The organism is Pseudomonas sp. 2725 (genome assembly GCF_050434585.1).
Taxonomy (GTDB): Bacteria; Pseudomonadota; Gammaproteobacteria; order Pseudomonadales; family Pseudomonadaceae; genus Aquipseudomonas; species Aquipseudomonas jessenii.
This window is the reverse complement of record NZ_JBNDIV010000005.1, coordinates 456,476-471,016: the sequence shown is the minus strand read 5'-3', so window position 1 is coordinate 471,016 and position 14,541 is coordinate 456,476. Positions and strand designations below refer to the sequence as shown.

Below are 14,541 nucleotides of genomic sequence, written 5' to 3'. Positions count from 1 at the left end.
CTTAGCGGTCCACGTCGGCCATAACGAAATCGATACTACCCAGGTACGCAATCAAGTCCGCGACCATGCTGCCTTTGATCACCGAAGGGATCTGCTGCAAGTGCGGGAAGCTTGGGGTACGAATCCGGGTGCGGTAGCTCATGGTGCCGCCATCGCTCGTCAGGTAATAACTGTTGATGCCCTTGGTCGCTTCGATCATCTGGAAGGATTCGTTGGCCGGCATGACCGGACCCCACGAAACCTGCAGGAAGTGCGTGATCAAGGTTTCGATGTGCTGCAGGGTGCGCTCTTTCGGCGGCGGCGTGGTCAGCGGGTGATCCGCCTTGTACGGGCCTTCCGGCATGTTGCGCAGGCACTGGTCGATGATCCTGATGCTCTGGCGCATCTCCTCGACACGCACGATGCAGCGGTCGTAGGCATCGCCATTGGCGGCCAGCGGCACTTCGAATTCGAAGTTCTCGTAGCCCGAGTACGGGCGTGCTTTACGCAAGTCGAAATCGCAACCGGTCGAACGCAGGCCGGCACCGGTGACGCCCCATTCCAGAGCCTCTTTGGTGTTGTAGTCGGCGACACCGATGGTGCGGCCACGCAGGATGCTGTTGTCCAATGCGGCTTTCTGGTATTCGTCCAGACGCTTTGGCATCCACTCGACGAAATCCTTGACCAGTTTTTCCCAACCACGCGGCAGGTCGTGGGCGACGCCACCGATGCGGTACCAGGCCGGGTGCAGGCGGAAACCGGTGATGGCTTCGATCACGGTGTAGGCGCGCTGACGGTCGGTGAACGTGAAGAACACCGGGGTCATGGCGCCGACGTCCTGGATGTAGGTACCCAGGAACAGCAGGTGGCTGGTGATCCGGAAGAACTCGGCCATCATGATGCGGATGACGTCGACCTTCTCCGGCACCTTGATGCCGGCCAGCTTCTCGACCGAAAGCACGTACGGCAGGTTGTTCATCACGCCGCCGAGGTAGTCGATACGGTCGGTGTACGGGATGAAGCTGTGCCAGGACTGACGCTCGGCCATCTTCTCGGCACCACGGTGGTGGTAACCGACGTCCGGTACGCAGTCGACGATCTCTTCACCGTCCAGCTGCAGGATGATGCGGAACGCACCGTGCGCGGACGGGTGGTTCGGGCCGAGGTTGAGGAACATGTAGTCCTCGTTCGGACCGGAACGCTTCATGCCCCAGTCTTCCGGCTTGAAGCGCGCGGACTCTTCCTCGAGCTGTTGCTTGGCCAGGTTCAGGGTGAACGGGTCGAACTCGGTGGCACGGGCCGGAAAGTCCTTGCGCAGCGGGTGACCTTCCCAGGTCGGCGGCATCATGATGCGCGACAGGTGAGGGTGACCTTTGAAGTCGATGCCGAACATGTCCCAGACTTCACGCTCGTACCAGTTGGCGTTCGGCCAGATGCTGGTGACGGTCGGCAAGCTGAGGTCGCCCTCGGACAAGGCAACCTTGATCATTACGTCACTATTACGTTCGATCGACATCAAGTGATAGAACACGGAGAAGTCGACGCCGTTCGGCAGCCCTTGACGCTTGGTGCGCAGACGCTCGTCCACGCCGTGCAGGTCATAGAGCATGACGTACGGCTTGGGCAGGTTACGCAGGAAGGTCAGGACTTCGACGAGTTTGGCGCGGGCAACCCAAAGCACCGGCATGCCGGTGCGGGTCGGCTGGGCGGTGAACGCCTCCGGGCCAAAACGGTTGTTCAGTTCGACGACCACATCCTGGTCGTCTGCCTTGTAAGGCGGGATGTACAGAGCACTGCCTGTAGTCATGGTTATTTATCGCTTTCGGTCAACGTAAAGAATGAAGCCAGGTTCTCGTTCTATTTAAGAAGCAGATCTGGATCAGACTTCGTCGGGGCTGCGCAGGTTGGTGACTGCGATTCGCTGTTCGCGGCGCTTTTCCTTCTCGGAAGGCATCTCGGCGCGATAGACGCCTTGATCACCAACGACCCAGGAAAGCGGGCGACGCTCCTGTCCAATCGACTCCTGCAACAGCATCAAGCCTTGCAGGAAAGCCTCAGGGCGGGGCGGGCAGCCAGGCACGTAGACGTCCACGGGCAGGAACTTGTCCACCCCTTGAACGACGGAGTAGATGTCGTACATGCCACCGGAGTTGGCGCACGAACCCATGGAGATGACCCATTTAGGCTCGAGCATTTGCTCGTAGAGACGCTGAATGATCGGCGCCATCTTGATGAAGCAGGTACCGGCGATAACCATGAAATCCGCCTGACGCGGCGATGCCCGGATAACCTCGGCGCCAAAGCGCGCGATGTCGTGGGGCGCCGTGAAGGCGGTGGTCATTTCCACGTAGCAGCACGAAAGACCGAAGTTATACGGCCACAGGGAGTTCTTGCGCCCCCAGTTGATCGTGCCGTTAAGCACGTCTTCGAGCTTGCCCATGAAAATGTTTTTGTGGACTTGATCTTCTAACGGATCGGAAACGGTTTCCCGCTGGCCAATCGGATACTGCTCGTTAGGAGCATCGGGGTCGATCCTGGTGAGATTGTATTGCATTGCCAAAGCCTCATTGTTTCAGCTTCGCTTGCCGCTTGCGCCGAGCTTCCGGAGCCCAGTCAAGGGCGCCCACTCGGAATAGGTAGACAAGGCCTGCCAACAGAATTGCTATGAAAACGAGAGCTTCGACGAATCCGGTCCAGCCGCTTTCGCGGACGGACACAGACCATGCAAAGAGAAAGAGGGCTTCGATATCGAAGATCACGAACAACATCGCGACCAGATAGAATTTGGCTGAGAGCCGCAAGCGGGCGCCACCTGTAGGTAGCATGCCGGACTCGAACGGTTCGTTTTTGCTGCGGCCCCAGGCTTTTGACCCAAGGAGGCTGGAGACGCCCAGCATGAAGGCACAGAGGCCGACGACGCCTAGAAGGAAAATGGCAAAGCCCCAGTTGTGGGCCATGAGTCCTGTCGCTTCGGGCATGCTGGTAATCCTTAACAGAGAGCAAAGGTCTCTGAGCTTGAAAAGAAACAAAAGCAGTGACGATATGTCGCAGCAATCAATCCCGCTGATTTTATGGCTAAACACCCGGCAAGTAAAATTCCTATAGCGAAATTATTTATAGGAATAAGGACATAGCGCGCTTCAAAAGCCCCGCAGGCCTTGCGCCTTGGGCATTAGCCGGCATTTCGTCAATTATGTTTTGTAGGGAATGTAACGAACATAGTTGGCGCTAAATGATAATCAATATTGTTTGGCTTGGTTTTTAAACTGCTTATCCTTCGGATACTCCGGAAGTTGTCTTATATGGGCGTTACAGCAAGTAGCGGCGGAGAGCGTTTTAGCGGATTTTTCTGACGGTCGTAGCGCTCTGGATCAATGTTTTTCCAGGTCACCACCATCCCCTGTAGGAGCGAGCCTGCTCGCGATGGTGGTCAACGATGACGCTGGGGGCCTGAAACCCAGCGGCGTCCTCAGGTTCATCGCGAGCAGGCTCGCTCCTACAGAGGGGCGCTCATTGAATCGCAGGCAAAAAAACGCCCCGAACCAGTCGGGGCGTCAGAGGTGCAGCGCTGCGGTTAGCTTTCTATTCGGTCCGCAGCGGCTGATGTCTCAGGCGAAGCAGATCAGTGGAACTGTTCTTCTTCAGTCGAACCGGTCAGTGCGGTTACCGAGGACGAGCCACCCTGGATCACGGTGGTCATGTCGTCGAAGTAGCCGGTGCCCACTTCCTGCTGGTGCGCCACGAAGGTGTAACCCTTGGAGGCGTCAGCGAATTCCTGCTCTTGCAGCTTCACGTAGGCAGTCATGTCGTTGCGGGCGTAGTCGTGCGCCAGGTTGAACATGCTGTGCCACATGTTGTGAATGCCGGCCAGGGTGATGAACTGGTGCTTGTAACCCATGGCGGACAGTTCGCGCTGGAACTTGGCGATGGTCGCGTCGTCCAGGTTTTTCTTCCAGTTGAAGGAAGGCGAGCAGTTGTACGACAGCAGTTGGTCCGGGTATTCCTTCTTGATCGCTTCAGCGAAGCGACGAGCCTCGTCCAGATCCGGCTTGGCGGTTTCGCACCAGATCAGGTCGGCGTACGGAGCGTAGGCCAGGCCACGGGCGATGGCTTGATCCAGGCCGGCGCGCACTTTGTAGAAACCTTCCTGGGTACGTTCGCCAGTCACGAATGGCTGGTCGTACGGGTCGCAGTCGGACGTCAGCAGGTCAGCGGCGTTAGCGTCGGTACGGGCCAGGATGATGGTCGGAGTACCGGCAACGTCAGCAGCCAGGCGAGCAGCGGTCAGCTTCTGTACGGCTTCCTGGGTAGGAACCAGTACCTTGCCGCCCATGTGGCCGCATTTCTTCACGGAAGCCAGCTGGTCTTCGAAGTGAACGCCGGCGGCGCCTGCTTCGATCATGCTCTTCATCAGCTCGTAAGCGTTCAGTACGCCGCCGAAACCGGCTTCGGCGTCAGCCACGATTGGCGCGAAGTAGTCGATGTAACCGTCGTCGCCCGGGTTCTTGCCGGCTTTCCACTGGATCTGGTCGGCACGACGGAACGAGTTGTTGATGCGCTTGACCACGGTTGGAACCGAGTCCACCGGGTACAGCGACTGGTCCGGGTACATCGATTCGGCGGAGTTGTTGTCCGCAGCCACTTGCCAGCCAGACAGGTAGATCGCCTGGATGCCGGCCTTGACTTGTTGTACAGCCTGGCCGCCGGTCAGGGCGCCCATGCAGTTGACGAAATCTTTCTCAGGACGGAAGGCTGGCTTGGCACCCTGGGTCACCAGGTTCCACAGCTTCTCGGCGCCCATTTTTGCAAAGGTGTGCTCAGGTTGAACCGAGCCACGCAGGCGGACGACGTCAGCAGCGGAGTAAGTGCGTGTCACGCCTTTCCAGCGCGGGTTTTCAGCCCAGTCTTTTTCGAGGGCTGCAATTTGCTGTTCGCGTGTCAGTGCCATGGGAGATAAACCTCGTCGCGTCTTTATGAAAAGTTGTTCTGCGGTGGAAAATTCCTGCGCTCGCTGACCAGAAGCTTAAGCGGTCAAGTCGGATTCGGCGGGGAGGGCGACGGGATGAACGATCGGCTCGAGGGGAAGTGAGCAGGTAAAGGCGAACTGCGGGCGCATTCGGGCGTCGTGGGCCTTGGTGCGAACATCAGTGTGGTGCCGGGTTACCTATTACGCTTCCGTCCCTCGGGACAACTTCGTTCCAGTCGACAACCTCGTCAAACACACCTTGTGGGCGGTACAGACACGAAGCGGTTCGCGGGGTAGGTGCGAACATCGCCTCGAAGGCCCTTGCCAGGGCCTCTGATTAGCGGGAGCGAGGCCATCATGCCTTCGCTTTTTTGGCTCGTCAAACGTTTTGTAGTGCTTTTTTTAAGGCACTACATCTTTGGTCTAATACGACTCGTCAGTCAGTTTTTGGTGCTTTAGTCCAAGGTGTCGACTTTCACCCGCAAAGTCATGTCGTTGCGGCTCTGGGTCGAGTAGCTGCGGGTCAGGCCCTGATTGTCGGCCTGGGTCTGGCCGTTGACCCCGGCCAGCAGGATCCACTCACCGAGGTGGCCGGTGACGGTTGTGTCGGTGCTTTGTACGTTCACTACATCGGGACGTTCCTGGCTCATGCGGTCACGGTTGGTACTGATCGACAGATGAACGATGTCGCCGGTGACGTTTGCGGTGACGTAGAAGCCCTGAGTGACGTTGCGGTATTCGGTCTGGCTGCGCAGGTCGCCGTAGGAATCGGTCTGCGAACTGGTCAGCGGCACGCTCTGGCCGACCTGGATCAGCGCCGGTGTGCCTTCGCTGGCCTGCACCTGCTGAATGCCGCCGTCACGACTGTCGGTGGTGTAGTTGATGATGCGGGTCTGGCTTGGCTTGGCGCCGTTCACCGAATGACCCTGGTCACCCTGGAAGTTGTTGTCGCTGGTATCGACGGTGATCAGCAGGCGCTTGGGTGCGGTGTCGAGTTGGGAGAGAAGGGCTTTAAGTTCGTCGATCTTGCGTTGATCCGCGTTGACGATCAATTGATTACCGTAGGCGCTGACCTGTCCGTCCTTGCCGACGAAATCCTGCGCCACCGGCAGCAGGTCGGCACTAGTGTGGTATTTGAGGGGGATGATTTCTGTGGCAGCCAGCACCGAAAAACTGCAGCCGAGCAGTAGGGTGGTGAGCAGGGTGCGTAGGGACATGTCCGTTATCTCCGCGTTCTAAAGGCTTGATATTGCCACTTTGTCGGCCCGGGGTTTGTAGGAGCGAGCTTGCTCGCGATGGGCGTGAACGATAATGCTGGAAGTCTGACACCCCGCGGCGTTCTCAAGACCATCGCGAGCAGGCTCGCTCCTACAGTTTGTCGGCCCGGGGTGGGGTAAGTTGAATCGTAGACAGCAAAACGCCCCGGTATCCGAAGATAGCGGGGCGTTTTGTGGTGTTCTTCAGGCCGCCATCGCGAGCAAGCTCGCTCCCACAGGGATCGATGGTGTTGCTGAGATCTTCAGCAACTCACAAATCCAATGTGGGAGCGAGCTTGCTCGCGATGGCGGCACCTGGGCCTTATGCCGAATGGCGAACCATGTCCACGTGCGGAATCCCGGCTTCCAGGAACTCCTCACTGACCATGTGAAAGCCCAGTCGCTCATAGAACGCCGTGGCTTGTACCTGGGCGCTGAGCATCTGCTGCTTCAGCCCGCGCTCTTCGGCTTCACCAATCACTGCTTGCATCAGTGCATCGCCGACTTTCAGGCCGCGCCAGTCCTTGAGTACCGACACCCGGCCGACGTGCCCATCGGGCAGCAGGCGGGCGGTGCCAATCGGAAAGTCGCCTTCGAGGGCGAGGAAATGCACGGCCGTTACATCATCGGCATCCCATTCCAGCTCGGGCGGAACGGATTGCTCGGCGACGAACACCGTCTCACGAATGCGCCGGATCTCGGCGTTGTCCTTCTGCCAGTCTGCGACACGTACGTGAATCTTATTCATCGGCAAACCCCAGGCTTCCTTGCTTGACCAGTTCGCACAGCAGCCCGCGACCGTCTTCGTCGCTCAGCCAGTCGCCAAGGTTGTCGGCGTGCAGCGCGTCGGCGGCGCAGATCATCTTCAACAATTCGCGCAGTTTGCCCGGCAGGTAACGGCTCTGGCCGCTGGCGAACAGCAGCAGGTCGTCATCGACTTCAGACCACGCCAGGCGTGCGCTCGGGTTGCGAATCAGGATCGCGCCTTGTTCCAGGGCGGACATGAAGTCCTCTTCTTCGACGTCTTCCGGGCCCACCACCAGTTCCGGGTAGCGTGGCTCGGTCATGAACTGGCCGAACCAGGTCAGCAGCAGGCGCTCGTCGCTCATGTGCTCGGCCAGCAGGCCTTTGAGGCGGTCGAGTGCGTCGCGCTGGATCTGGTGAGGGTCGGCGGCCGGCAAGGCGTCGGCGTCGGTGTAGCGTTCTTCGTCCGACAGGAACTGGCTGAGGAAGTCGGTGAAGTGGGTCAGCACTTCAGCGGCGCTCGGTGCGCGGAAACCGACCGAGTAGGTCATGCATTCATCAACGGCAACGCCGCAATGGGCCAGGCGCGGTGGCAGGTAGAGCATGTCGCCCGGTTCCAGCACCCATTCATCGGTGGCTTCGAATTCGGAGAGGATGCGCAGGTCGGCGTGGGCCAGCATCGGGCTCTCGGTGTTGCACATCTGGCCGATCTTCCAGTTGCGCTTGCCGTGGCCTTGCAGCAGGAACACGTCGTAGTTGTCGAAGTGCGGACCAACGCTGCCACCCGGTGCAGCGTAGCTGATCATCACGTCGTCGATGCGCCAGCTCGGCAGAAAGCGGAAGTTTTCCAGCAGTTCGCTGACTTCCGGGACGAACTGATCCACGGCTTGAACCAGCAGGGTCCAGTCAGTTTCAGGCAGCTTGCTGAATTCATCTTCGGCGAACGGGCCGCGACGCAGTTCCCACGGGCGCTCGCCATTCTCGATGATCAGTCGCGATTCGACTTCTTCTTCCAGCGCCAGGCCGGCCAGTTCGTCGGCGTCGATCGGGCTTTCGAAATCAGGAATGGCCTGGCGGATCAGTAGCGGCTTTTTCTGCCAGTAGTCGCGCAGGAATTCCCGTGCCGTGATGCCGCCCAGAAGTTGAAGAGGAATATCAGGATTCATGTGTAACCTATTGAAAAAATGCACTTTTCAGACGGGAATAAAAACGCCCGGCGCGGCCGGGCGTCTTATAAAGGGTCTAGCGGTCGATCAGATGCGTTTGGCTTGTTCTACAGCGTTGCCGATGTAGTTCGCCGGGGTGAGCAATTTCAGCTCGGCCTTGGCGGCGGCTGGCATGTCCAAGCCGTCGATGAAAGTCTGCAGCGCTTCCGGGCTGATGCCCTTGCCGCGGGTCAGTTCTTTCAGCTTTTCGTACGGGTTTTCGATGTTGTAGCGACGCATCACGGTCTGGATCGGCTCGGCCAATACTTCCCAGCAGGCGTCCAGGTCGGCGGCAATCTTCTGCTCGTTGAGCTCAAGCTTGCTGATGCCCTTGAGGCTGGCTTCGTACGCGATCACGCTGTGGGCGAAGCCGACACCGAGGTTGCGCAGTACGGTGGAGTCGGTCAGGTCGCGCTGCCAGCGGGAGATCGGCAGTTTGCTCGCCAGGTGCTGGAACAGTGCGTTGGCGATACCCAGGTTGCCTTCGGAGTTTTCGAAGTCGATCGGGTTGACCTTGTGCGGCATGGTCGACGAACCGATTTCGCCAGCGATGGTGCGCTGTTTGAAATAACCCAGGGAGATGTAGCCCCAGATGTCGCGGTCGAAGTCGATCAGGATGGTGTTGAAGCGGGCGATCGCGTCGAACAGCTCGGCAATGTAGTCGTGCGGTTCGATCTGCGTGGTGTACGGGTTGAAGCCCAGGCCCAGCTCGTCTTCGATGAAGGCGCGGGCGTTGGCTTCCCAGTCGATCTCAGGGTAGGCCGACAGGTGGGCGTTGTAGTTGCCGACAGCGCCGTTGATCTTGCCCAGCAGCGGAACGGCAGCGACTTGAGCGATCTGGCGCTCCAGGCGGTAAACCACGTTCGCCAGCTCTTTGCCCAGGGTGGTCGGCGAGGCCGGCTGACCGTGGGTGCGCGACAGCATCGGCACGTCGGCGAAACGGATGGCCAGTTCGCGGATGGCGTTGGCGGTCTGGCGCATCAGCGGCAGCATCACGTCATCACGGCCTTCGCGCAGCATCAGGGCGTGGGACAGGTTGTTGATGTCCTCGCTGGTGCAGGCAAAGTGGATGAATTCACTGACCTTGGCCAGCTCCGGCAGCTTGGCCGCTTGCTCTTTGAGCAGGTACTCGATGGCCTTGACGTCGTGGTTGGTGGTGCGCTCGATCTCTTTGACGCGCTCGGCGTGCTCCAGAGAGAAGTTTTCCGCCAGGGTGTTGAGCACAGCGTTGGCTTCGGCGGAGAACGCCGGCACTTCACTGATGGCAGGGTGAGCGGCCAGGCGCTGGAGCCAGCGCACTTCAACCAGAACGCGGGCACGGATCAGGCCGTACTCGCTGAAAATTGGGCGCAGGGCCTGGGTTTTGCCGGCGTAGCGGCCGTCAACAGGGGAAACCGCAGTGAGCGAAGAAAGCTGCATGGGGTGTTCTCGGACAGTCGGGCAACGAAATGGGGCGCGTATCATACATGAAAAAATCCGCCGGTCCGTCGCCAACTGACCGGCGTATTACGCGTATTGCTGAGTTCGGTTCTGTCGATGCGGGTTATTCGTTACGCATCAAGGGGTAAAGCTCTTTGAGCAATTTGCGGCGGCTGATCACCAGTTGCCAGCGATGACCGCCCAATTGCCGCCACAGGCGTGCTGAGCGAATGCCGGCCAGCAGCAGGGCGCGAATTTTCGAGGCGTTGCTCGGTTGTTGCAGGTTGCGCATGTCGCCGTGCACCTGAATGCGCTGGCGCAGTGTGCTCAGGGTGTCCTGATACAGCGCGCCGCAGGCGGCGATCACGTTTTCGTGGGCCGGGCCGAAGTGTTCGACCTGGGACTGAATCTGCGGCAGGCGTTTGCCGATCACGTCGAGCATGTCCCCACGTTTGGCCAACTGACGCTCAAGGCCGAGCATGGCCAGGGCATAACGCAGGGGCTCGCGCTGCAGGGCGCTTGGGTCGCGTTCGAGGGCGCCGATCAGTGCGCGGTAGCCTTCGCGCAGGTTGATGTCGTCGCCACCATAGACTTCCAGCGTGTCCTTGGGGTCGCGGATCAGCAGGCTGCCGAGCATGCAGCTCAGGCCGGCTTCGTTGGTCTGGCCGGTCTTGGCGATCCTGTCCACCAGCACCGCGGCGAGAAACACCCCGCCCAGTGCCGTCAGTTGCTCCTGAATCGGGTTCATAGGGCCTGGCCCTTGCTCGTCCACGGCTCGGCTACTTCAATCACGCCGCCGCCGAGGCAGATTTCACCGTCATAGAACACCACGGACTGGCCCGGAGTGACCGCGCGTTGCGGATCATCGAAGGTCGCGCGATAACCGGTGGCGGTTTTTTCCAGGGTGCAGGGCTGGTCGCTCTGGCGATAACGCACCTTGGCGGTCAGTTTGCGCGGCTCGGTCAAATCGATCGGGTTGACCCAATAGATGTCCGAGGCGAGCAGGGCGCGGGAGAACAAGTAAGGGTGATCATTGCCCTGGCCAACGATCAGTTCGTTGTGTTCCAGGTCTTTGATCAGCACATACCACGGCTCGTCACCGGCGTCTTTCAGGCCGCCGATGCCCAGACCCTGACGCTGGCCGATGGTGTGGTACATCAGGCCGTGGTGACGGCCGATGACTTCGCCTTCGGTGGTCTTGATCTCGCCTGGCTGGGCCGGCAGGTATTGCTTGAGGAAGTCGCTGAAGCGGCGTTCGCCGATAAAGCAGATCCCGGTGGAATCCTTTTTCTTCGCGGTCGCCAGCTCGTACTTCTCGGCAATGGCGCGCACTTGCGGTTTTTCCAGCTCGCCGACCGGGAACAGGGTCTTGGCGATCTGTTCGCCACCGACGGCGTGCAGGAAGTAGCTCTGGTCCTTGTTCGGGTCCAGGCCCTTGAGCAGTTCGGTGCGACCATCGATGTCGCGGCGACGCACGTAGTGGCCGGTGGCGATCAGGTCGGCGCCAAGCATCATGGCGTAGTCGAGGAACGCCTTGAACTTGATTTCGCGGTTGCACAGGATGTCCGGGTTCGGCGTGCGTCCGGCCTTGTATTCGGCCAGGAAATGCTCGAACACGTTGTCCCAGTACTCGGCGGCGAAGTTGGCGGTGTGCAGCTTGATGCCAATCTTGTCGCACACGGCCTGGGCGTCCGCCAGGTCATCCATGGCGGTGCAGTATTCCGTTCCATCGTCTTCTTCCCAGTTCTTCATGAACAGGCCTTCCACCTCATAACCCTGCTCGATCAGCAGGAGGGCGGAAACGGAAGAGTCCACGCCGCCGGACATGCCGACAATGACGCGCTTCTTTTGTGTGTCAGAAGGGGCTGGATCACGCATAGGGATTCAATGAGTGTCTTGAAAAAGGACGCGATTCTAGCAGGCTCAGGCCCGCAAGGCTAAAGAGAAGGACGGATCAATTCGAGGCCGAAGTGTTGGCCTGCCAGATAGTCGTCGATGCAGCGGATGATCAGCTCGCTGCGCCAGTTGTCGCGCTGCTCGATTAATTCCTCACGGGTCAACCACTTGGCGCCGACGATGCCGTCATCCAGTTGATAATCCGCGTGGTGTTTCAGTGGTTTGGCGATGAAGCAGACCCGCTGGTAGGTCACGCCATTGCTCGGGGCGGTGTAGAGGTAAATGCCCAGTACGCCGGTCGGTTCGACGTCCCAGCCGGTTTCCTCGAGGGTTTCGCGCACGGCGGCTTCGGTCAGGGTTTCGTTCGGGTCCAGATGGCCGGCGGGCTGATTGAGCACCACGCGTCCGTGCTTGAGTTCCTCGACCATCAGGAAGCGGCCGTTGTCTTCGACGATCGTGGCGACGGTGATGTGGGGTTTCCAGTCCATAAAACTTCCTCAGTTTTGAATGTTGAAACACTATCCCTGTGGGGGCGAGCTTGCTCGCGATGGCGGCGAGTCAGTCACCAGAGGTGTTGGATGATATACCGCTATCGCGAGCAAGCTCGCTCCCACAGGGGTTGTGTGTTTATTCGGTATTGTGTGAGGTCCGGAAAACACAAACCCCGGCACAGGGCCGGGGTTTGTGATGTTCCCTTACAACCTTAAACCAGCGCAGCGACAGCCGCGTTGAAGGTTGCGCTTGGGCGCATGGCCTTGCTGATCAGCTCGGCGTCGGCGTGGTAGTAACCGCCGATGTCCACTGGCTTGCCCTGAACGGCGTTGAGTTCGGCAACGATGGTCGCCTCGTTCTCGGTCAGGGTCTTGGCCAGGGTCGCGAACTGCGCTTGCAGTGCAGCGTCTTCGGTCTGGGCAGCCAGGGCCTGAGCCCAGTACAGCGCCAGATAGAAGTGGCTGCCGCGGTTGTCGATGTTGCCGACTTTGCGCGATGGCGACTTGTTGTTGTCCAGGAACTGGCCGGTGGCCTGGTCCAGGGTCTTGGCCAGAACCAGCGCCTTGGGGTTGTTGTAGGTCACGCCCAGGTGTTCCAGGGACGCGGCCAGGGCCAGGAATTCACCCAGCGAATCCCAGCGCAGGAAGTTTTCTTCCAGCAGTTGCTGAACGTGCTTCGGAGCCGAACCGCCGGCGCCGGTTTCGAACAGGCCACCGCCGTTCATCAGCGGCACGATCGACAGCATCTTGGCGCTGGTGCCCAGTTCCATGATCGGGAACAGGTCGGTCAGGTAGTCGCGCAGTACGTTGCCGGTTACCGAGATGGTGTCCTTGCCGGCGCGGGTGCGCTGCAGGGTGGACTTCATCGCGTCGACCGGTGCCATGATCTGGATGTCCAGGCCGGCAGTGTCGTGATCCTTCAGGTAAGCCTGAACTTTCTCGATCACTACGCCGTCGTGGGCGCGCATCGGGTCCAGCCAGAAGATCGCCGGGGTGCTGCTGGCGCGAGCACGGTTGACGGCCAGTTTGACCCAGTCCTGGATCGGCGCGTCTTTGGTCTGGCACATGCGGAAGATGTCGCCGGCTTCAACAGCCTGTTCCATCAGCAGGTTGCCCTTGCTGTCGGTGACGCGAACAACGCCGTCAGCCTTGATCTGGAAAGTCTTGTCGTGAGAGCCGTACTCTTCGGCTTTCTTCGCCATCAGGCCAACGTTCGGCACGCTGCCCATGGTGGTCGGATCGAACGCACCGTTGGCTTTGCAATCTTCGATCACGGCCTGGTAAATGGTGGCATAGCAACGGTCCGGGATCACGGCTTTGGTGTCGTGCAACTGGCCGTCGGTGCCCCACATCTTGCCGGAGTCACGGATCATTGCCGGCATCGAGGCGTCGACGATCACGTCGCTCGGCACGTGCAGGTTGGTGATGCCTTTGTCGGAGTTGACCATCGCCAGGGAAGGGCGAACGGCGTAGACCGCCTGGATGTCAGCTTCGATCTGCGCTTGCTGCTCGGCAGGCAAAGCCTTGATGCGAGCGTACAGGTCGCCGATGCCGTTGTTCAGGTTGAAGCCGATCTGTGACAGCACGTCAGCGTGCTTGGCCAGTGCGTCTTTATAGAACTCGGCAACGATCTGGCCGAACATGATCGGGTCGGAGACCTTCATCATGGTGGCTTTCAAGTGAACCGACAGCAGCACGCCTTGTGCCTTGGCGTCTTCGATTTCAGCCGCGATGAAGCTGCGCAGGGCGTTTTTGCTCAGTACCGCGCAATCGAGGATCTCACCGGCTTGTACGCTGGTCTTTTCTTTCAGGACGGTAGCGGTGCCGTCTTGGGCGATCAGTTCGATTTTCACGGCGTCAGCGGCGTCGATCAGGGCGGCTTTTTCGCTGCCGTAGAAATCGCCGGTGCTCATGTGCGCGATGTGGGACTTGGAGTCCTTGGCCCAGGCGCCCATTTTGTGCGGGTGCTTGCGTGCGTAGTTCTTGACCGACAGCGGTGCGCGGCGGTCGGAGTTGCCTTCACGCAGGACCGGGTTCACGGCGCTGCCCTTGATCTTGTCGTAACGCGCCTTGGCTTCTTTGTCGGCGTCGCAGGTGACAGTCTCAGGGTAGTCCGGCAGTGCGAAGCCTTGAGCTTGCAGCTCTTTGATCGCGGCTTGCAGTTGCGGAACCGAGGCGCTGATGTTCGGCAATTTGATGATGTTGGCTTCAGGCGTAACGGCCAGGGCGCCCAGTTCGGCGAGGTGGTCGGCTACGGCTTTGTCACCCAGTTGCTCGGGGAAGCTGGCCAGGATGCGCCCTGCAAGAGAGATATCGCGGGTTTCAACGGCGATATCAGCCGAGGCGGTGAACGCCTCTACGATAGGCAACAGTGAATAGGTGGCGAGGGCAGGAGCTTCGTCGGTGAAGGTATAGATGATCTTCGAGCGGGTGGGCATATTCGGATTAACTCTCTCTTCTTTGCTAAAGCGTGCGCAGAAACTCGAGGGCGCCGGGTAAGCGCGTTCGTTCAAAGTCATCCATGAGCCGAATATCGAGGTTTCGTTGCTGTGATGTTGGGTGCATCAGTAGGGCGTCAAGTAGCC

12 protein-coding genes are annotated in these 14,541 nt (G+C 59.6%); all 12 read right to left on the bottom strand.

All coding sequences use genetic code 11. The features are described 5' to 3' along the window. Position 1 precedes the first annotated feature (1 nt). The 12 genes from nuoC to ABIE16_RS16965 all read right to left on the bottom strand — a co-directional run bounded on the left by nuoC (position 2) and on the right by ABIE16_RS16965 (position 14,394). Complete coding sequence (gene nuoC, locus ABIE16_RS17020; protein WP_057714159.1) at positions 2-1,786, bottom strand: NADH-quinone oxidoreductase subunit C/D; 1,785 nt, start codon at positions 1,784-1,786, stop codon at positions 2-4. 72 nt (positions 1,787-1,858) lie between these two features. Further along, complete coding sequence (locus tag ABIE16_RS17015; protein ID WP_046037844.1) at positions 1,859-2,533, bottom strand: NuoB/complex I 20 kDa subunit family protein; 675 nt, start codon at positions 2,531-2,533, stop codon at positions 1,859-1,861. Between the two features lie 10 nt (positions 2,534-2,543). Further along, entirely contained in the window at positions 2,544-2,957 is a 414-nt protein-coding gene (locus tag ABIE16_RS17010; protein WP_003223812.1) for an NADH-quinone oxidoreductase subunit A, read from the bottom strand. A 644-nt stretch (positions 2,958-3,601) separates the two neighbouring features. After that, positions 3,602-4,927 (bottom strand): isocitrate lyase, encoded by a 1,326-nt coding sequence (gene aceA / locus ABIE16_RS17005; RefSeq protein ID WP_034146910.1) that lies wholly within the window; start codon positions 4,925-4,927, stop codon positions 3,602-3,604. Positions 4,928-5,400: 473 nt separating this feature from the next. Then, the gene (locus ABIE16_RS17000) at positions 5,401-6,162 is read right to left on the bottom strand and encodes a secretin N-terminal domain-containing protein (RefSeq protein ID WP_429521617.1); all 762 of its coding nucleotides are present in this window, start codon (positions 6,160-6,162) and stop codon (positions 5,401-5,403) included. A gap of 361 nt (positions 6,163-6,523) precedes the next feature. Next, the gene (locus ABIE16_RS16995) at positions 6,524-6,949 is read right to left on the bottom strand and encodes a GNAT family N-acetyltransferase (RefSeq protein WP_150812619.1); all 426 of its coding nucleotides are present in this window, start codon (positions 6,947-6,949) and stop codon (positions 6,524-6,526) included. Then, on the bottom strand, positions 6,942-8,111 hold the full coding sequence (locus ABIE16_RS16990; RefSeq protein WP_057714162.1) for a cupin domain-containing protein: 1,170 nt from the start codon (positions 8,109-8,111) through the stop codon (positions 6,942-6,944). The genes ABIE16_RS16995 and ABIE16_RS16990 overlap by 8 nt, the downstream gene beginning before the upstream one ends. A gap of 87 nt (positions 8,112-8,198) precedes the next feature. Continuing rightward, positions 8,199-9,569: an adenylosuccinate lyase gene (gene purB, locus ABIE16_RS16985; RefSeq protein WP_007972090.1), complete on the bottom strand. Its 1,371-nt coding sequence runs from the start codon at positions 9,567-9,569 to the stop codon at positions 8,199-8,201. A 124-nt stretch (positions 9,570-9,693) separates the two neighbouring features. Beyond that, entirely contained in the window at positions 9,694-10,317 is a 624-nt protein-coding gene (gene hflD / locus ABIE16_RS16980) for a high frequency lysogenization protein HflD (RefSeq protein WP_057714163.1), read from the bottom strand. Beyond that, a complete protein-coding gene (gene mnmA / locus ABIE16_RS16975) occupies positions 10,314-11,447 on the bottom strand; it encodes a tRNA 2-thiouridine(34) synthase MnmA (RefSeq protein WP_150812620.1) in 1,134 nt (377 codons plus the stop codon). The genes hflD and mnmA overlap by 4 nt, the downstream gene beginning before the upstream one ends. Positions 11,448-11,506: 59 nt before the next feature. Beyond that, positions 11,507-11,953 carry an NUDIX hydrolase gene (locus tag ABIE16_RS16970; RefSeq protein WP_057714165.1) on the bottom strand — a complete coding sequence of 149 codons (447 nt, stop codon included), beginning with the start codon at positions 11,951-11,953 and terminating at the stop codon, positions 11,507-11,509. A 215-nt stretch (positions 11,954-12,168) separates the two neighbouring features. Further along, positions 12,169-14,394, bottom strand: coding sequence for an NADP-dependent isocitrate dehydrogenase (locus ABIE16_RS16965; protein ID WP_429521616.1), 2,226 nt, complete (start codon positions 14,392-14,394; stop codon positions 12,169-12,171). Between the last annotated feature and the right edge of the window lie 147 nt (positions 14,395-14,541).